This window comes from Paenibacillus sp. FSL L8-0158 (assembly GCF_038592965.1).
GTDB lineage: Bacteria > Bacillota > Bacilli > Paenibacillales > Paenibacillaceae > Paenibacillus > Paenibacillus polymyxa_D.
The window spans coordinates 1,907,474-1,927,249 of record NZ_CP151949.1 but is presented as its reverse complement, the minus strand read 5'-3'; the positions used below and the strand labels follow the sequence as shown (position 1 = coordinate 1,927,249).

Sequence of the window (19,776 nt, the reverse complement as noted above, 5' to 3'; positions counted from 1 at the left end):
CTATATAGTCTTCTTATTTAACCCATAGACCTCGGTATATAAAATCTCTTTAAACGGAGCAAAATCCTGTTCAGCCAACGCACCTGGATAGCTCATAATTTGAAGCCGCAGATCAGCCTGTCCTTCTCTTAAAGGGGGCTGTACATAGTCAAAATGGTTCAGATGAAACCCCAAACGTTCATAAAAACCAATTCTTCTCTGAGTCCATTCATCCACTGGTGGCTCAACCTCCAGCACTACCGGTTTACCGGACTGTAAAATAAACTTGCTCATAAGCTCTTTACCTAACCCACCACCTCGTATAGCCGAATCTACGGCAATATGCTCTACAAACCGAAAATCTGTAAACTCCCAGCCCGCCAAAAAAGCAATTATTTGCCCTTGTTCGTCTTTTTTGGTAAGTAAACGATAATACGGATGATGAAGCAGAGCCCTCTGTGACTCGGATGTTCTGCATTCCGTTTCAGGAAAAGAAGCCTCCATGATCGCATATACTTGAGAGAATTCAAGTTCATTCATTTATACTTTCAACTCCTCTAACGTTAACTTGCTGGTCTACTAATGTTATTTACATTACGGTCCTAACCCTTTAGACCTTGTTTAATTCCATAAGCGTCAGCAATATGTGTTCCAATAGCTCTGGAATGTCTTCCATCTGATCTTCGTTAATTTGTCTGGAAAATCGGAGTTCAATCCTGTTTTGGTATGTAGATGTCTTCTCTCCGTAAATCTGACTAAGCGTTTGTACCGGTCGAAGATCGGGCTTCCAAATTTCAGTCAGTATATTTTCAATCCGGCTGCATTGTGACTCAATTTCACGAATTTCCATGTAAAAACTCAGCAACAAGACACATCCCGGAATTTGATCTTTGATTTCCAAAATTTCCGCAGCCAAGTTGTTTAAATCCGCCTTTAGTTGAACCTCTGCTGTCACACTCGGGTGTTCTCTCAGTCTGAATTGGACAGCAAATTCACGTGACATCACAGACATTTCCAATCTGTCGATCCGCTGTGTAATGTCAATACGTGAATCCAAATTATCCAGATCGTAAACCGCATTTTCTATAGCCACTTTTAAATTATCAAAAACCGTCGGGTCGAACATGTGCAATTCACCTCCAATTATGGAGTATAACATAACACCTATTACTCCCAAAATAATAAATCCCTTTCCACGAAAGCGTATTAAGATGGAACTTTATAGTATACAGTAAGTTGGTCAATTCCTATGTCGAAGTTTAGTGAATAAATTTGTAAAAACACATAATTGTGACAAAAAAATATATTTTTTTGATTATTATCCTTTTTTTCGTTCCAATATATTGGAATATACTATATAATACTGGATGGGATTGGTTATACATATTCATATAAATCCCAAAATAAAAGAAGGGAAGAGATGATTAAATGAAAAAGGCAGTTTTTTCTACACTAGGTCTTGCACTTCTATTAAGCACATCCACCGCCGTTGCATCTGCTCAAGAAGCAGCCCCCGCATTACAAAAGGAATCTATTCAGCTTTCTAATTCATGGTACGCCGACACAGAGCCTAATAACTGGTTTGATGAAATTACCAGTGAAATAACAGTAGGGGATGGAATCGATATCTATGGGAGCTTAGGAAGAAAAATTCCTGGAGGATATGCAGGCTATTATGACTTTGTCGATTATTATAAGTTTACAGCTTCTCGGTCTGGATTTTACGAATTTAATATTCAAGGAGAAATATATCCCAAAGCATGGATGAGGCTTAGTGTGGCTGACAGCAAAGGAAGCGTCAAAAGAAGTGCAGAAGATCGTCAATACAGTTTAGGTTTAAATCTTAAAGCTGGAGAAACTTACTACTTGTTAGTAGAAGCAACCGACGCTGATGTTGGTCAATTGTTCGACTATAGAGTTACTTCCTCGATTAAATAAATCAAACAGCCAATTTGGAGCATAACAAAAAACGTGATCCTTTTTACAGGGATCACTTCTTTTATATTTTTTGAACTCTACTTATCTTACGACAAACGTAGCTATATCCTCGTAGTAGAACTGACGAATTACGTTTATACCTTCTTCGTGCCTATGGCTCGTTTATACTAATGAGTATAAATCCAAAAAAAGAGAGGACTCTTATCCATGAAAAAAACGTTATTAGCTTCATTAGGTCTTACACTTATGCTGAGTACTACTGCTGGTATCGCTGTAGCCGAAGAAACAAATCCTACATCAAACAACCAACTAAATACTGCCTCTTCCCTTACTGGACATGAACAGGAACCAAATGACAGTTTTGAAGAAGCTAACTTACAGCTAATAGGAGATTCTGTTATTGGGTCCTTAGGAGAAAGCATAAACGGGACCTGGGAAGGCTACGATGTTTATAAATTCAAGTCTTTTGAAGCAAGTACAGTTGAATTTGTAATTGAGGGTGAAAAGTATTCCGATGGATGGTTGCAACTAACTCTTTACGATAACAATGGAAACAGAATTAAACGTTCAAAAGACGGTCAATACTTTTTAACAAAAGCGCTTGATGGCGATCAGGAATACTACCTCGTTGTTGAATCACCGGGCCTTCAACCAGGAGGACATGTATTCTGGTATAAACTTTCCTCTAGAATTGTAGATTAAACAAAAACCTACTGATTAACCTTCCTCATGCCTGCCTACTGTCGTACTAGTATAAACATACCGAAGGCAAATAAAACATAACTACACCAAAAAGCCTCACCCCTTTCTCAAGGGGCGAGGCTTTTGTAATATCAGTCATTCCATTCGGTGCACTCAGTTCTTTTACCCCTGTGTAAGTCTTACGACAAACGAGAGCTAAAGTCCTCATAAGAGAACTGACGGATTACCTTGATGCCTTCTTCGTCATTGTAGCTGGCGATGGCTGGCAGGTTGACTCCGTTAAACATGTGGTTTTTGACCATGGTGTAATGGGCCATGTCGCAGAATACAAGCTTGTCTCCCGGCTTCAATGGCTCTTTAAAGGAATAGTCGCCAATTACATCTCCGGCCAAGCACGTAAGTCCACCAAGTCTGTAAGTATGTGCATACTCACCAGGCTTGCCTGCATCGATGATATTCGGGCGATATGGCATAGCAAGCACGTCAGGCATATGACATTCAGCCGAAGTATCCAGAATGGCAATATCCATTCCGTTTTTCATCGTATCCAATACGGTAGCAACCAGATATCCAGTATTCAAAGCAATAGCTTCGCCCGGCTCCAAATAAACCTGCACACCATATTTATCTTGAAAATATTGAATACAGCGTACCAGCGTGTCCAGATCATAGTCTTCTCTGGTAATATGGTGGCCGCCGCCGAAATTGAGCCATTTCATGTTCTTAATGTATGGTCCGAATTTCTCATCCACGACTTTAATGGTGCGCTCTAGCGTATCTGAATTCTGTTCACACATCGTATGAAAATGAATACCGTCTACGCCATCCAGATCCTCAGGTCTAAAGTTAGCCAGAGTCACACCCATTCTGGAGTTGTTGTAGCAAGGATCATACAGCGGCGTTTCGATTTCCGAATATTCTGGATTAACCCGAATGCCGATGTCGATTTTTTTGGAAGTTACGCCTTGCACTCTGCTTTTGTAGCGTTTCAGTTGATCAAAGGAGTTGAAAACAATATGGTCAACATACTCCAATAGCTCATCAAATTCACTGTCAACATAAGCAGGTGCGTATACGTGAACCTCTTTGTCCATTTTTTCGCGACCAAGTCGTGCTTCGAACAACGAACTGGAGGTTACGCCTTTTAAGTATTTGCCAACCAGAGGAAAGGTCGAAAACATCGAAAATCCCTTAAGAGCGAGCAAAATACTGCAGCCTGTCCGCTCTTGAACGGAATTTAAAACCTCAAGGTTTTTGACAAGAAGTCTTTCGTCAACAAGATAACAAGGTGATGGAAGTCCTGTAATATCAATATTCATCGCAGACCTCAATCAAGCAACGTTGGCGTAAAGTTCTCTTGCCATGGCAATCCGTGTTTATTTAGTGCTTCCATAAATGGATCTGGATCAAATTCCTCAACGTTGTAAACGCCTGGTTTTTTCCAGATACCTTTGATGATAAGCATTGCGCCGATCATGGCAGGAACACCAGTTGTGTAAGAAATGGCTTGGGAGCCAACCTCTGCATAACATTCCTCATGATCACAAACATTGTAAACATAATACGTTTTTGGTTTTCCATCTTTCACGCCTTGGATGATGCAACCAATGTTTGTTTTGCCTTTTGTTCTTGGTCCCAGAGAAGCTGGGTCTGGCAAAATAGCTTTTAGGAATTGCAGTGGAATGATTTGTTGTCCTTCGTAATCAATAGGCTCGATCGAAGTCATGCCTACGTTTTGAAGTACATTCAAATGATTCAGATAATTGTCCGAGAACGTCATCCAGAAGCGGATTTTTTTCACGCCTTTAATATTCACTGCAAGAGATTCCAGTTCTTCATGGTACAAAAGATATATATTTTTCGGTCCAATTTCAGGAAGGTCGTATACCTTTTTCTCAGAAAGTGGCTCAGTTTCAATCCATTCTCCGTTTTCAAAGTAACGGCCCTTCGCCGTAATTTCGCGAATATTGATTTCCGGATTAAAGTTAGTTGCAAAAGGATATCCGTGGTCCCCTGCATTCGCATCCACAATATCAATCGTATGAATTTCATCAAAGTAGTGCTTTTGAGCATAAGCCGTAAATACTCCAGTTACGCCTGGATCAAAACCGCTGCCCAGCAGAGCTGTAATTCCTGCTTTTTCGAATCTTTCTTTGTAGGCCCATTGCCAGCTGTATTCAAACTTCGGCGTATCCGGCGGTTCATAGTTCGCCGTATCAACGTAATGAACACCTGTCTCAAGGCAAGCATCCATTATCGTCAAATCCTGATAAGGGAGAGCCACATTGATAACTACATCCGGTTGAAAGCTTCGAATCAAGTCAATGACCATGTCGGTGTTGTCAGCATCAAGCTGAGCCGTTTGGATCTTCGTACGACCTCCACCCAGCTTCTCTTTAAGCGCATCGCATTTCTCAACAGTTCTGCTTGCGATACAAATTTCTTCAAATACATCTGGGTTTTGGCAACATTTATGCACCACAACGCTGGCCACGCCACCGGCGCCAATAATCAATGCTTTTCCCAAAATAAATAACCTCCTTATTCCATACGCTAATCGCTAATCATTCTTGCAAACAAAATGATTATAAAGACATCCCACCAAATAATCAAGAAAAACGACAATTTGCTGTATCAAAATTCACAGGAACATGTCACAAAAACTTTACAAATCCCAAAATTAGGCATAAAAACTCCGTAAAGTGTGCAGAAAACAAACATTACCTCATACACTCCAGGGAAGTCAGCACGTATTTAACGGAAGTTTTTTTGAATCTAATACTCATAGTCCTAAAGAGTTAATACTATCTTATTTCTAAACAAAAGACCACCCCTCCGCATCCTATGAAGAAGATTCATGGGGTGGTAAAATAATGGGCTGATAGCGTAATGCCTCATCTACGATCTCAGCTGCACTCAAGTCACGGTCATCCCAGTAGATCAAATTACTGATCCCCGGATGGGGCGTATTTTGCATCACTATGGTCAGCATACTGTCGATTTCCTCTTCTGTTCCCTCACCTCTGATGATTTTTTCCACTAACTCTATAAGCTCATTTCGGTCTAAATTTTGGAGTTCCTGGTTGGCTTGATCCAGACTCATATAATTGCCCTCCTTTAATTGAGTATGATCGGCATTGTGTGGGCCCATCCCTTCTTCTGTAAGCGATATATGACCTATTATGGAGATTTAAGAAGTGTTTATGATAAATAAAGCCGCCCCCAGTATGGGAACGGCTCTATACAATAATAAAGCTTGTTAAACCATGATTTTGCAAATATCGTTCGTGAATTCAACCGGATCTTGCAGTGGCAAGCCTTCGATCAGCAAAGCCTGATTATACAGTAATGCCGTATAGAGGTTTACCTTCTCCTTATCCTTGTCAAAAGCTTCTTTCAAAGAGTTGAACACCGCATGGTTTACGTTGATTTCCAGCACTTTATTCGCTTTGACATCGGCGTTATTAGGCATGGCGTTCAAGATTTTTTCCATCTCAATCGTCACTTCGCCGTCTGCGGACAGACATACCGGATGTGTCTTCAAGCGCTTGGAGGCTTTAACACTGGATACCTTGCCTTCCAGCAAGCCCTTCATGTACTCGAACAGCTCTTTGTTGTCGTTTTGTTCTGCTTCTGTTTCCTTCTCATTCTCGTCAGGCTCAATGCCCAGATCGCCGCTCGAAACAGATTTGAATTCTTTCTCTTTGTAGCTTAAGAGCATTTTAATAGCGAACTCATCAATATCATCGGTGAAGTACAGAATTTCGTAGCCTTTGTCAGCCACCATTTCGGTTTGCGGCAGTTTTTCAATACGCTCATTGGACTCCCCGGAAGCATAATAAATATACTTCTGATCCTCTGGCATACGCGATACGTATTCGTCCAAAGTAACTTGCTTTTTCTCTGTAGAAGAGTAGAACATGAGCAGATCCTGGAGAGTTTCTTTATGTCTGCCGTAATCGTTGTAGACACCAAATTTCAATTGTCTGCCAAATGATTTGTAGAACTGATCATATTTCTCCCGGTCATTTTTGAGCAAGGTTAGCAATTGGCCTTTGATTTTGCTTTCGATATTTTTGGCAATCAGTTTCAGCTGACGGTCATGCTGCAGCATTTCTCTGGAAATGTTGAGCGACAGGCTTTCGGAGTCAACCATACCTTTGACAAAGCTAAAATAATCCGGCAGCAGGTCAGGAGATTTTTCCATAATTAGCACACCGTTAGCATACAACTCCAGCCCTTTTTCATATTCCTTGGAGTAGAAATCAAACGGAATATTTTCAGGAATAAAGAGAATAGCTTGGTACACTACCGCGCCGTCCGCGCTGACGTGGATATGCTGGAGCGGCTTGTCGTAGCCATAGCGTTTTTCCGCATAGAAATTTTGATAATCCTCGTCGGTCAGCTCGCTTTTGTTTTTTCTCCAGATCGGAACCATGCTGTTGATGCGCTGTTCTTCTTCATAATCCTCGAACTCGTTGTCGCTTCCCTCTTTCAGACGCTTGCCTGTAATATCCATTTTAATCGGATAGCGAATAAAGTCGGAGTATTTTTTAATCAGTGCTTTTAAACGATACTCGTCCAAATATTCGTCGTAGGACTCATCTTCGGTGTTTGCTTTGATTTTTAGAACAATCTCGGTTCCGACCTCGTCCTTCTCAGCTGCCTCAATGGTATACCCGTCTGCACCTGTGGATTCCCATTTATATGCAGTATCGCTTCCCAAAGCCTTGGTAGTCACTGTAACCACATCGGCTACCATGAAAGCTGAATAGAAGCCGACGCCGAATTGACCGATGATGTCATGACCATCCTTGGATTCATTTTCATTTTTGAATGCCAGTGAACCACTTTTAGCAATAACACCCAGGTTATTTTCTAGTTCTTCCTTGGTCATACCAATCCCGGTATCACGCAGGGTTAGCGTTCTGTTATCCTTATCGGCAGTTACTTTGATATAATAATTTTCTTTGTCAAAGACCAGTTGATCATCCGTCAATGCTTTGTAATAAATTTTGTCAATCGCATCACTTGCATTGGAGATCAGCTCTCTTAGGAAAATTTCCTTTTGCGTGTAAATCGAGTTAATCATCATTTCGAGCAGACGCTTGGACTCAGCCTGAAACTGTTTTTTCTCCATTCGGATATCTCCTTTCAAATATGAACCTATGTAAGGCCAGCAGATATGAGCTATGCAAACGATTCTACTTTGTTAGCACTCCCATCATTCGAGTGCTAGCCTACCTTTTTTATATCATTCCTTATTTTTTATGTCAATATCTCGGTCGACTGAACATTAAAATTACATTTTAGGAAATCGCTAGTGTCTAATGTGCTTAAACATCACGTTAAACATTTCGACAGAAGATGGAAACAGTCCCTGTACATGGGGAAGCAGATTACTCCTGATCCGAAGCTCATCCTCATTCAAATGCTGTAGGTCCTCATGAAAGAACCAAACAATAGGATAATCGCCGTCCTTATGTCTGCTGCCTGCATTTAAACAAACGGGACCCTGGTCGTCCTCTGCTATTGCAAAAGGAATGTAGCCTGCTGACAGAAGAGGTGACCATTGATCAAGCAAATCATAAAATGCCTTTAAGCCTTGACCTACAGGCAGACGTGGGAACTCAACAAACGTACAATCGCTCCAGTATACTCCCGGAATGGATTCATTATCGAATTGTAAAGATACATAATGGTAGGACATGATAAAACTCCTTAGCAGGGGCGGCAGCTCAAAATGGTATTTTCCCTCCATCTCCCGAACTTCCTGTTCAGTAATCTGTGAAGGGAGAGGCTTCCACTTGATCCATCCCTCCTCATCGACATTCCCATCACGCATTTCAATCGGTACATTTTCTTCCACATCCATAAAAAAGGCTTCATCCATCTGAGCAAATAGTTCCTTCATGGATGTACGAATATCCGCTTTCTTGTCCATGTCTTCACACCTCTTTCCTCTCTATTCACATTTTGCATCATGGGTTAATGCCAAATGCCCTCTATCTGAAAATAGCATTGTAATCATGTGCTGCTACACTTTTTAAGTTCAGCTTATCAGAACTTGCTTTTATCACCATTTGCGGAATATTAGTATTACCAGCGCAAGGGCTCATAGTTCCGCCAGATCACCCAACGCGCTGTCTCGTGAATTGGAGCGGTGCCAATACTATATTCGTCCTTCGTGCCGCTCTGCAAATCAATCAAATGAAGCATACCGCCATACGTTCCAACCGCCAACATACCTTCATCAGGTGTAACTGCCAGCCCGGATATCGTACTGCCGACAAAATAGCGCCAAAGTTCACGACCCTCCCTGTCAATCAGACGGAGATAACCGTAGGCATCACCCAAAATAGCTCCTTGTGTCAGTGCTGTTGCAGCGTATACTCGCATTTCTTCATTCATCATCGGCCATTCTTCCTTATTCTGAGCCAGACCCTGCTCCACCTCAGCAATCGACACTTGAATGGTGGCGCCGTTGTAGAAATGACAGGCATTGTACCAGACGTCCAGATCATCTTTGGAAAATAGAGCATAATGCGGATAACTAGAACTTGGCTCCAATGTATGCACCGTCTTATCGGACAGATCCATAAGCATATGCTCACTCATCTGGCTACCGTAAGCAATCCAACGTCCATCCCTCGACACAGCTCCATGGGCCATATCCACAATCGTGTCTTCCAGCTCTAGTTCTTTTCGTTCAGACGCCTTGGGATGGATCAAATCCACCTGATCACCAGCCAGCAAATAAACGCCGTAACCGCAAACCAACAGAAGTCGCTGTCCATCGCCAAACGGAATCACTTCATCTAATATATCCTCAGGATGCTCCTCATCTCCCAAGCACTCCAGATCAGGAATGGATGCTTTTAAGCGTCCTTGTATATCCTTCCACTGAAAATGTGCTGTCTCTTCTCCTTGCAGATTTCGGTCCGGTTGACGAACAATACGAATCCCCTGTTCATCCACCAACGCAAAATAAGTCCCGTCCGGCGAACAGCCTACTCGATGCAGTCCGGGGATTTGCAAGATTCTATCTTTTTCCGTCACATAGACCGTCCCACGTTCCCGAGGATTGCCCGCATGTAGAATGACTTCATTGCCTCCATTCACAAAAGCTATTGGCCTAACGGCTTGCAAAGCCTCCTCGAACGCTGGTGTAAGCGGCCAAGAAGCGGCTGGTATCTCACGACGTAACTGCTCCATTTCACCAGCCTGATTCGCCTCCTGAATCATACGAAAAATATCTTTGGCCATCTTGGGGCGTTCGTCCTGGTTTGGCTCTGATTGCTCCTGCTGCCATTCACTTTCCATGCCGACTCTGATAAATTCATTCACATCTGCGGCATACCTTTTTCCTTCCTGTCGCCACTTTGCTGCCATTTCATGATTCAACCAACTCATTTGCTTCCCCCATCCAGTGTATGTATGCTACGTTTGTTCTACAGGCTTTGTTCATTCTGTTAGGTGGTTTCTCACCTTTGTCAGCACAGACCACAGGTCTGTCACTGCCTTCACCTCTTCATAGTCCAGATAGGCATCTCGTTTGTCATAGTATTTTACCGCCATAATCACCATCTGAAGCGTCACTGGCTGTCCGGCAGCCTTAAGGACTTCCACAATACTTTCGAAGGTCGCCAACTCAAACCAGGTTTGAACCTGACGATCCGGCACCCACTCGGGAATATACTCGTCTTGTTCGTTGGTTACGGCTGTACCCTTCTCTGCACATTCCTCTAGCCAATGCTCATCCCAATAATAAATCGGTGTGTAAACAGGGTCCTGATCCCATTGATCCACATTCACATATAACCAGTTATTATGCAGTTGTCCCACGCTACGCACCAATTCCTGCAATCCTTCAAATACACGATAGGACGGGCGCTCTCTGCGACGGTAATCCTCAAGTCTTGTCTCATACCTGCTCATCTCCAACCTCCCGCTTCCTATATCAGCTAAACACTCAAAATTCGCATAACATACATTTACAACTTATAAAACCCGATATAATTACAAGCACCTCGTAAAGTGTCCAGACTACATAAGGAGATTGATCTATTCATGAAAAGAATCACCACACTTGTTATCCTGTCCTTGCTATTACTGGTATCCCCGATCTACGCTGCTGCCCCAGCACCTATGCTGGTCTATGTGGACCAGAGTAACCACTCCTTCATCCCGCTTCGTCTTCTGAACAGCTATGAAGGGATCACATTCAATTTAACGGCAGCGGACAAAAAAATAGAAATTGCGCAGGGCAATACTCGGATCACCCTATTTGCCGGGAAATCTACTGCCAAAGTGAATGATCAAACGGTCCATTTGCAAAATGCTCCTTTTACCGATAACGGTTCGACTTATGTCCCCTTGCAGTTCATCAGTCAATACCTAAACCTGCAAGTCTCATGGCAAAAGGAAACCTCAGCTGTACGCATTAAACAAGGTGCAACGTCCGTCACGCTTCCGGTACATACTGGCAAGCTACCCGGAAACACTACACCCATTACGACAGCTCATAAAAGCTTCAAGGTCGGGTCTCGTACATTTTCCGCTAAGGTGGTCACCATCTCTATGCTCCATCCCAAGGTAAGCCTGGACGTGGCACTGGCAGGCGATTCCATTGGTAAAGTGGAAGACTTAAGTAGTCTCGCCAAACGTAACCAAGCGGTTGTAGCCATCAATGGTACATTCTTTGATGCCTATACCAAAAGCCCTTACAAAACGCCTTACGGCTATCTGGTCAGTCACGGAAAGATGTTGAAAAAAAGCTCCGGCGACCAACGGACGGTCTTCACCTACGATGCTAACCATTTAGCTGAACTAGTGTCAGGTTCTGCCTTTGAACAAAGATTAAGCCAAGGTAACGTCGAAGGTGCCCTGCAAGCTGGGCCTCGTCTGGTCACGAACGGACAGGTTTCCCTAAATGTCAAAGCCGAAGGCTTCAAGGACCCTAAAATATTAACAGGCGGCGGCGCCCGCAGCGCACTCGGGATGAGTCGGGATCATAAGCTGATCCTCCTGACCACAAGTGGAGCGACTATACCGCAGCTCGCCCAAATGATGAAGCAGGCCGGCGCTTATCAGGCCATGAATCTGGACGGCGGTGCTTCCAGCGGGCTGTATTACAACGGCTCCTACCTCACCACACCCGGCCGCCAAATCAGCAATGCCATTATTGTAAAGTATCAATAGACGAATAAAGGGCTGTCTTCACGGATCTGTAAGCCGTGGGGATAGCCTTTTTCCATTTCCTCTAGCTTCGGTTGTTCCTGCTTCCACCTGTTCAGGCGGCATGTATGGCCGTCACGTATTGATCCTGCAATCTACAATCGAATCAGACCTGTAAAGCTATTGCTGCCCTCGCTTCCTTTTTTTATAGAAAGGTAAATACGGTTGTCTTCTCTGCTCGCCGTGCATTCATAAAGTCCCGGTTGCACAGATAGGAACGTCCCTCCCCATACACACTCAGGCTCCAGTCCACCACTTGTGGCTTCCTCCCCCGCTCCAATAAACAGGTTGCCTGAGGGAACCTTCAAAAACAGCCGTACAGCAGGCTTGTCAATATGATCTGTCATCAAAACCTCATAGGTCCCGTCCGCTCCCAGATTCAAAAAAGCTACATTTCCTTTGTTCAACTCGCCCAGCTCGTCCTCTTCAATCGACCACCAATCCGGATCATCGTCCAAACGATGCTTAAGAGCTTGCGTATCAAATAGGCAAAGAGTCGCCGTATCTGTTGTAAATTGAAATGGACTGCTTGCCGTATTCATCATGCGATCCTCCTGATTTTGGTCAGCTAATTTCTGTTTTTCCACGTCTTACGCTATCCGTATTGCCATATACTTGAGGGAAAATCTCCCTGTATGTAAAGTATAACAATGCTTACAGGGCCAGACAACATGTTGGGCTAACACCCATTCTGCATAAAAAAGCCCTCCCTCACGATGTCGTGAAAGAAGACTGATTTGTGGATTTAAGCGATGCTAACCTGCTGTTAGATCAGAAAAGACTTAGTAATAATTACCAGCAAAATGAACAATACCAAAATTGCTCCTGTGGATGTCCATGCTCCACCGTAACCTACTCCACCCATGTCTGAATCCCTCCTTGCATTAAAGCTTACTCTTATCGTATGTAGAAAAGCGGATAACGACAGGGCGAATCGGCAAGTTTATTTGCCATGGAAGGGCTACTCAAAAAATGGACTGATACGTTTGAGATAGATCGCTAATGACTCTGGATGACAACTGGCAGAGAATATCGTCGGTTCTGCGCAACAGCCTGCTCACATCCTTGTGCTTCATCTTTTGAAGGAGCGGGGTTTCTAGCTGGGATGAAAGAAATTGAGTGGTGCCTATAAATACGACAATATCCAATCCGGGGTTGGTCTCGGTATGTAATAAGTGTAGCAGGTCAGTCATAGACAGGAATCCGGGAGGGAAAAGGCTGTTGTTTTCTTTCATATACAGAGCTTTTAACATAGAGGTTAACGCCCAATCACAGAGGATTATGCAGCATTGGAGTTGGTTATGCTTGTGCAAAATTTGGGCTAGTTTCATGTGGTATTGGGATAGAGTGTGGAAATCGGTTATTGAATGATGTAGGTGTTGTACGGGTCTGGATGGTTGAGTGGGACTTGGAATACAGGTAGAAGGAGCTTCTTTCATATCTATTCCTCCAGAGAATTTTAAGAATAGTCTTATTATACTCTAAAATAATACTTATGGATATTGAAAATATTTATTATATCTAATGTTTAGTGTTTTCATTTAGATATCTTGTCTACACTTTTAGAATAGTGAGGTGTAGACGATGGAAGATAAAGAAGTTCTAAAATTAGTGGGTGCCAGAATACGTGCTTTACGAAAAGAAAAAGGATTGTCTCAGGAGTCGCTTGGGGAAAAAGGCGGATTCCATTTTTCATACATAGGGCAGATTGAGCGTGGAGAAAAAAACGTAGCTTTAATAAATATAGCTAAAATTGCTAATGCACTGGATGTTAATTTGATTCAGCTTTTTGCTTATGTAAATGAGGATATAAAGGTTACAAAACTTGAAAATGATATACAAGAGATCGTAAATATACTTCAAAAGTCGAGTCCAGAAAAAGTACGCTTGGCGAGGAATGTGATACGGGAGATTACAAATTAAAAGGATTTTTTTTTCAAGCCTAACAACCCCAACTGCCTTTTAGTGATCTGGTCAATCCCCATCTAAGACAATGGAATATAGTCGTGTACTGACACCAATATTCCATTGGTGTCAGTTTTTTAGTTTTCTGTGCGTCTCATTTATCATTATAAAAATCGAAGCGAACGAAATAGCATTCAACTACGATGGGAGTATGACATTTAAAGCAGATCAAGCTGATCATGTATTTTCCCAGCACAAACATAAATACTCGATATTAATGTACAAAACTTTTATAATCACCATAATTACCTATTATCGAGCTTGAATAGCGTAAAATGCTTAGTTGTTATATTTAAAATATGCATACAAACGCCTCACTCCTTTTCCATCCCTAACATGTAGCTGAAATCCCCGCACTATAATAGAATAGAAATATAATGTAGAATTCGCTACATAAATACCAAGCTGCATAACCGGAGGGAACTTATGAAAAAACATATTTACGTTGTTGGAGCTGTCATAATTGAAAATGAAAATATCCTCTGTGCGCAGCGAGGAGCTACTAAAACGTTGGCCTACAAGTGGGAATTCCCCGGCGGAAAGATTGAGGAAGGCGAAACACCTCAGGCTGCACTTAAACGTGAAATCGACGAAGAAATGAACTGCGAGATTGAGATTGGCGAGAAGATCGAGACTACCGTGTACGAATATGACTTTGGTTTCGTCCACCTGTCTACTTTCTATTGTCACCTAGTAAGTGGTAAACCTACATTAACTGAACACGTTGCGATCCAGTGGATGTCCGCACATGAGCTGATGTCTCTGGATTGGGCACCTGCTGACATTCCTGCAGTAGAGAAAATTCGGGAGCAGTTGGCCAAATAAAATGAACACTCCCATCCAACATTTAAATGATTCTTTAAACTGGGCGTTTATTAATCAGCAGCAGGATTCTCTGGATCAATATAAGCCTAAACTTCTGGTCAACAATAAGGAGACGAACGATTATGTCCTTACACCTTTGCTGGAAGAATTATCTCACTGTCACTCTTTCACTTTTTCCGTTGCTTTTATTACAGAGAGTGGTTTGGCAACCCTTAAATCTCATTTAGCTGATCTAAAAGCACGTGGAATAGCCGGAAAAATCTTAACCTCAAATTACTTAAACTTCAATAAACCTAAAATTTTTAGAGAGTTATTGAAAATCACAAATGTTGAAGTTCGTTTAACAGATCTAAGTGGTTTTCATGCCAAAGGGTATGTCTTCCAGCATGAAGGTTACTCCACTATCATTATGGGAAGCTCTAACCTAACTGCACAGGCGTTAAAATCTAACTACGAGTGGAACGTGAAATTGACCTCCTTCAAACATGGGGGGCTTTTGGGACAATTCCAAAGTGAATTCGAAAAGGCATGGCAAAATGCTGTTCCGCTAACACACAAATGGATCGAAGCGTATCAAATTCTTTATGAAGAGACTCAAAAAGCAAACCAAAAAGTTCAAGAGGCAATACCTCTGATTCCTGAAATGATTCCTCAGACCATCTATAGTCCAATCTTACCTAATAAAATGCAGCAGCGTGCGTTAAAGAATTTGCAAGAACTCCGTAGCAGCGGATCGCATAAAGGTTTGGTCATTTCGGCGACTGGGACAGGCAAAACCTATCTTTCTGCGTTTGACGTAAGAAACTTTGCACCAAATCGAATGCTATTTATAGTACACCGAGAACAAATTTTGCAAAAGTCCATGTCCGACTATCAACGAATTATTGGAGGTAAGGATGGTGATTATGGCATTCTATCTGGCACCAGCAGAGTTGAACATGCCAAATATCTCTTTGCAACAATACAGACCATTTCTAAAAACTCAGTTCTAACAAATTTCGATCCTAAAGCGTTTGACTACATCCTGATTGATGAAGTTCACAAAGCCGGAGCAGATTCTTATCTTAAAGTTATTGATCATTTTGAGCCCGCATTTCTGCTCGGCATGACCGCTACTCCAGAGCGAACCGATAACTTTAACATTTATGAACTGTTTGACTATAATATCGCCTATGAGATTCGCCTACAGGAAGCTTTGGAAGAGGATATGCTGTGTCCATTTCACTATTTTGGCGTCACTGATTTTGAACACAACGGTCAGCTTATTGATGATACGGCAATGCTCTCTCAACTCGTTACGAGCAAACGGGTTTCTTACTTAATCGAAAAGATAGAATATTATGGACATTCTGGTGAATCGGTAAAAGGATTGATCTTTTGCAGTCGCAAACAAGAGGCCTTTCAGCTATCGGACATGCTAAATGTAAGAGGTTATCGTACCGTAGCTTTAACTGGAAGTGATCATCAGGAATTACGTATTCGCAGTATCACTGATCTTGAATCTGGAAAACTGGATTACATCCTTACGGTGGACATCTTTAACGAAGGAATCGACATTCCATGTATTAACCAAGTTGTAATGCTGCGTCAAACACAATCGAGTATCGTCTTCATCCAGCAGTTAGGTCGCGGTCTACGCAAACACCCGGAGAAAGAGTTCGTCACAATCATCGACTTTATTGGCAACTATAAAAACAACTATTTGATACCCATTGCCCTCTCCGGAGACAAGTCGCAAAACAAGGATAACATACGTCGCCATATGAAGGACACCAGTTATATTAAAGGCGTCTCGACCATCAACTTTGAAGAAATCGCGATGCAACAGATTTTCAGCTCAATTAGCAACAGTAATTTAACAGAGCTTAAAATCCTGAGAGAAGCATATATCGAACTCAAAAATCGGTTAAATCGAATTCCTCAATTGATAGATTTTATTGAATATGATTCAATTGATCCACTTGTTTTTGCAGACAAGCACTCAAGCTACTATCACTTTTTACAGAAGATCAAGGAGACTGTGCCCCCCCTATGCGAGCAGGAACAAAAATATTTGACGATGCTGTCGGCTGAGATTTTGAATGGAAAACGCAGGCATGAAATTGTACTGCTGAAGCTGTTGCTTGCCAAAGATAATGTTACCTATGAGGAGTATGTAAATTCCCTCAAAGAAAAAGGCTGTTATACAGATTCTGAAACGATTAAATCCGTTATACGGGTTCTGGACATGTCTTTTTTCACTGAACCGACGAAGAAAAAATACGGAGACTCGGCAATCGTTGAATTCGTTCAGGACCAGCATTTTTCTTTTCATCCGATGATGAGTCGCTTCTTGCAGAACAATGCATATTTTAGACAAATGATTGTAGATATTGTTCATAGTGCTTTTCTTAAAAATGAGCAGTATGTATATAGTGAGCCGCTAACTTTATATAAAAAGTATTCTAGAAAAGACTCATGTAAACTATTAAAGTGGTACAGCGATGAAAGTTCCACCATGTACGGGTACAAGACGAAGCATCAGACCTGTCCAATCTTTGTAACTTATCACAAACATGAAGAGGTGGAAGCGAGCACAAACTATCAGGAAGAATTTATTAGTCCAGAGATTCTGAAATGGTCGACAAAAAGTAGACGAACCCTTGAATCTGAGGAAGTTCAAACCATTATTAAGGCAGACCAGTTAAAGATCGACTTGCATTTATTCGTAAAAAGAAACGATGCGGATGGAATTGAATTTTATTATCTGGGTAAAGTACATCCCGGCGAAAACAGCGCCTATCAGGCAACCATGCTCGATAAAAATGGTAATTCAATATCCGTTGTGCATATGAATCTAGTATTGGAGAAATCGGTGGAGAGTAAGCTGTATAGGTATTTGACTAAATTTTGAATTTAAGTTCCACTGGATAAGAGGTTTCTCAAAGTTCTGAAGCTGTTTAAACCACACAAAACATGACCTATATGCAGTATGTACCGTGTTACAAGTCTCGTGCACCTTTTTAATCGTGGGCTCATGCCAATTATCGTATTACGACGATGGTCATCACCGTCATTTTGATTAATCAGAAAACACAAGAAATAGACCGCCCTCGTAAAAGGAATCGGTCTATTTCACTTATCTTAAAACTTAAAGTCAATCATCTCCCCTGACTGCTCACAACCCCATATATAAAAAGAACAAAATGTTTTAACAAACCTTGTTTATGAAAAAAGGCCGGCATATTTGACCGACCTGGTCACTGGGCATGGATGCCTCGATGTTTTCCTTTATTTGATTTTCCATGATAAAAATCCAACGACGACCAGTAAAACGGTCTTCCGTTCATTGTTTACTGTTTTTCTTACGAATCATACCAAATAAAAAAATTAATAATAAAACAGAGGACAAGAATGTATACCCTATTAACAAGGGTTTTAAATTAAATTCTTCTGTATTGGTATATATTCTTCCTAGTAGAATAAGAAGCATAACCAATGATAACCCAAAATTTTCACGGTTATATTTCCTTATCTTATATTTAAAAATTCTATAAATCAGAAAAAATAGTAGCAGGAAAGATACTATTGAGATAATAACGAAAACCATATTTGTATGCCTCCTTTAAAATAAGATTAGTAAAAAATTAATATTATCCTTGCAAATTCTATCTCTCTTCATTCAAAAATTTCATACGTTGAATATAATTATATACTTGTTAAACATTCATTCACATAGGTTCGGCATTGTCATAAACCCCCTTTTCAATTCTTGTGATAATCAGTGAACGTCCAATAAGACGTTTGGAATACTGGTGAATAGTGCATCACTTTAAAAGTGCTATAGGTAGGTTTTATAACAAAAAAACACGCCCACAAATGGCGTGTTTTGAAACTCTTCAATTCAATTCCCCTAGACCCTTACTTCCAAATCTCGTCCGCAATCTCTTTAATGAAAGCGAGCTTTTTCCACTGCTGCTCTTCTGTCAGAATATTGCCCTCTTCTGTGGAAGCGAAGCCGCATTGTGGGCTGAGGCAGATATGGTTGATGTCGACGAATTGAGTCGCTTCCTTAATACGGTTAATGACCGTCTGCTTGTCTTCCAGTTCACCTGTTTTGGAGGAAACGAGGCCCAGTACGACCTGCTTTTGATCTTTCAGATGCTTAAGCGGTGTGAAATCACCTGCACGGTCGGTATCGAATTCGAGGTAGTATCCGTCGATGTTGTCGATGCCGAACAGGGTTTCGGCTACAGGCTCATAGCCGCCAGAAGATGCCCAGGTGGAATGGTAGTTACCACGGCATACGTGGGTTGTAACGACCAAATCGGCTGGAAGATCCTTCACCGTTTCCTGATTCACTCGGGCAAACAGCTTTTTGGTATCTTCCACATTCTCACCCGCATGCTGTCTGGCTTCCCAATAGTTTTTATCACAGAGCATACCCCATGTGCAATCGTCCAATTGCAAGCTGCGGCAGCCCTCATTGTACAACGCTTGGATCACGGATTTGTAAGCTTTGGCGATATCCGTCACCAGCTCATCCAGATTGCTGTAGTACGTATCGGTTGTTTCTTTATTTTCGCCACGCAACAGCTCGGCCAGGAATTGCGCAGGTGCCGGGATTGTTTGGCGCGCGATGGCATCCTCACCTGCTGCTTGCTTCAGGAATTTGAAATCTTCAATGAAAGGATGACGGGAATGTCCGATTTTACCGGACAAGCGTGCGGTTTCCGCTCTTGTTTCCACACCTTGGAATTGGTAACCGTTCGAAAGCTGTACCTTTTCCACGCCATCCAGACCCCACATAAAATCAAGATGCCACCAGGAGCGTCTGAATTCACCGTCTGTCACGGCTTGAAGTCCTACGGATTTTTGCTTTTCCACTAGCTTGATAATTTCGTTATCTTCAATCTTTCTCAGCTCGTCCGCAGAGATTTCATTATTTTGAAATTGAATTCTGGCGTCTTTAATCGCTTGCGGGCGCAAAAAGCTGCCAACCATATCATGTCTAAAAGGGGTCACTTTACGTTGGGATGCATTATCAAGAATGCTGCTCATTAGGGTTATCTCCTTTTTCGCTTCTATAGTGAAGTTCTTGTAAGAAAGATAACATACATTTTCAGTTATAAGGTAACTCCAATAAACTAT

At 41.9% G+C, this 19,776-nt stretch carries 18 protein-coding genes; 6 read left to right on the top strand and 12 right to left on the bottom strand.

All coding sequences use genetic code 11. The features are described from left to right. Nucleotides 1–519 carry a GNAT family N-acetyltransferase gene (locus NSQ68_RS08865; RefSeq protein ID WP_342428620.1) on the bottom strand — a complete coding sequence of 173 codons (519 nt, stop codon included), beginning with the start codon at nt 517–519 and terminating at the stop codon, nt 1–3. Nucleotides 520–589: 70 nt separating this feature from the next. Then, a complete protein-coding gene (locus tag NSQ68_RS08860; protein ID WP_342428619.1) occupies nt 590–1,105 on the bottom strand; it encodes a hypothetical protein in 516 nt (171 codons plus the stop codon). Nucleotides 1,106–1,407: 302 nt separating this feature from the next. Here NSQ68_RS08860 and NSQ68_RS08855 point away from each other — a divergent pair, with 302 nt between their 5' ends. Beyond that, nucleotides 1,408–1,917 carry a hypothetical protein gene (locus NSQ68_RS08855; RefSeq protein ID WP_342428618.1) on the top strand — a complete coding sequence of 170 codons (510 nt, stop codon included), beginning with the start codon at nt 1,408–1,410 and terminating at the stop codon, nt 1,915–1,917. 207 nt (nt 1,918–2,124) lie between these two features. Then, the gene (locus NSQ68_RS08850; RefSeq protein ID WP_250244450.1) at nt 2,125–2,619 is read left to right on the top strand and encodes a hypothetical protein; all 495 of its coding nucleotides are present in this window, start codon (nt 2,125–2,127) and stop codon (nt 2,617–2,619) included. A 179-nt stretch (nt 2,620–2,798) separates the two neighbouring features. On the opposite strand, the gene nspC is transcribed toward NSQ68_RS08850, so the two are convergent. From nspC to NSQ68_RS08815, 7 genes are all read right to left on the bottom strand, one after another. Then, nucleotides 2,799–3,938, bottom strand: coding sequence for a carboxynorspermidine decarboxylase (gene nspC / locus NSQ68_RS08845; protein WP_029516665.1), 1,140 nt, complete (start codon nt 3,936–3,938; stop codon nt 2,799–2,801). Between the two features lie 8 nt (nt 3,939–3,946). Continuing rightward, the gene (locus NSQ68_RS08840) at nt 3,947–5,146 is read right to left on the bottom strand and encodes a saccharopine dehydrogenase family protein (RefSeq protein ID WP_013309649.1); all 1,200 of its coding nucleotides are present in this window, start codon (nt 5,144–5,146) and stop codon (nt 3,947–3,949) included. Nucleotides 5,147–5,461: 315 nt separating this feature from the next. Continuing rightward, the gene (locus NSQ68_RS08835; RefSeq protein WP_272640364.1) at nt 5,462–5,722 is read right to left on the bottom strand and encodes a bacteriocin immunity protein; all 261 of its coding nucleotides are present in this window, start codon (nt 5,720–5,722) and stop codon (nt 5,462–5,464) included. A 156-nt stretch (nt 5,723–5,878) separates the two neighbouring features. Further along, complete coding sequence (htpG, locus tag NSQ68_RS08830; protein ID WP_165175916.1) at nt 5,879–7,759, bottom strand: molecular chaperone HtpG; 1,881 nt, start codon at nt 7,757–7,759, stop codon at nt 5,879–5,881. A gap of 180 nt (nt 7,760–7,939) precedes the next feature. Continuing rightward, complete coding sequence (locus tag NSQ68_RS08825; protein ID WP_342428617.1) at nt 7,940–8,563, bottom strand: SMI1/KNR4 family protein; 624 nt, start codon at nt 8,561–8,563, stop codon at nt 7,940–7,942. Nucleotides 8,564–8,718: 155 nt separating this feature from the next. Continuing rightward, the gene (locus tag NSQ68_RS08820; RefSeq protein WP_342428616.1) at nt 8,719–10,032 is read right to left on the bottom strand and encodes a hypothetical protein; all 1,314 of its coding nucleotides are present in this window, start codon (nt 10,030–10,032) and stop codon (nt 8,719–8,721) included. Nucleotides 10,033–10,083: 51 nt separating this feature from the next. Continuing rightward, on the bottom strand, nt 10,084–10,557 hold the full coding sequence (locus NSQ68_RS08815) for a hypothetical protein (protein WP_342428615.1): 474 nt from the start codon (nt 10,555–10,557) through the stop codon (nt 10,084–10,086). A 132-nt stretch (nt 10,558–10,689) separates the two neighbouring features. Here NSQ68_RS08815 and NSQ68_RS08810 point away from each other — a divergent pair, with 132 nt between their 5' ends. Continuing rightward, nucleotides 10,690–11,820 (top strand): phosphodiester glycosidase family protein, encoded by a 1,131-nt coding sequence (locus tag NSQ68_RS08810; RefSeq protein WP_342428614.1) that lies wholly within the window; start codon nt 10,690–10,692, stop codon nt 11,818–11,820. Between the two features lie 131 nt (nt 11,821–11,951). On the opposite strand, the gene NSQ68_RS08805 is transcribed toward NSQ68_RS08810, so the two are convergent. Together NSQ68_RS08805 and NSQ68_RS08800 are read right to left on the bottom strand one after the other, a co-directional pair. After that, complete coding sequence (locus tag NSQ68_RS08805) at nt 11,952–12,401, bottom strand: DUF6386 family protein (protein WP_307349376.1); 450 nt, start codon at nt 12,399–12,401, stop codon at nt 11,952–11,954. Between the two features lie 221 nt (nt 12,402–12,622). After that, the gene (locus NSQ68_RS08800; RefSeq protein ID WP_307349374.1) at nt 12,623–12,721 is read right to left on the bottom strand and encodes a YjcZ family sporulation protein; all 99 of its coding nucleotides are present in this window, start codon (nt 12,719–12,721) and stop codon (nt 12,623–12,625) included. A gap of 719 nt (nt 12,722–13,440) precedes the next feature. Between NSQ68_RS08800 and NSQ68_RS08795 the strand changes: the two genes are divergently transcribed. The 3 genes from NSQ68_RS08795 to NSQ68_RS08785 all read left to right on the top strand — a co-directional run bounded on the left by NSQ68_RS08795 (nt 13,441) and on the right by NSQ68_RS08785 (nt 17,539). Beyond that, nucleotides 13,441–13,779: a helix-turn-helix transcriptional regulator gene (locus NSQ68_RS08795; RefSeq protein ID WP_342428613.1), complete on the top strand. Its 339-nt coding sequence runs from the start codon at nt 13,441–13,443 to the stop codon at nt 13,777–13,779. A gap of 468 nt (nt 13,780–14,247) precedes the next feature. Beyond that, entirely contained in the window at nt 14,248–14,646 is a 399-nt protein-coding gene (locus NSQ68_RS08790; protein ID WP_342428612.1) for a (deoxy)nucleoside triphosphate pyrophosphohydrolase, read from the top strand. Nucleotide 14,647: 1 nt separating this feature from the next. After that, a complete protein-coding gene (locus tag NSQ68_RS08785) occupies nt 14,648–17,539 on the top strand; it encodes a DEAD/DEAH box helicase (RefSeq protein WP_342428611.1) in 2,892 nt (963 codons plus the stop codon). Between the two features lie 1,007 nt (nt 17,540–18,546). Here the strand turns inward: NSQ68_RS08785 and NSQ68_RS08780 are convergent. After that, nucleotides 18,547–19,686: a 5-methyltetrahydropteroyltriglutamate--homocysteine S-methyltransferase gene (locus NSQ68_RS08780; protein ID WP_061828650.1), complete on the bottom strand. Its 1,140-nt coding sequence runs from the start codon at nt 19,684–19,686 to the stop codon at nt 18,547–18,549. Nucleotides 19,687–19,776: the final 90 nt, after the last annotated feature.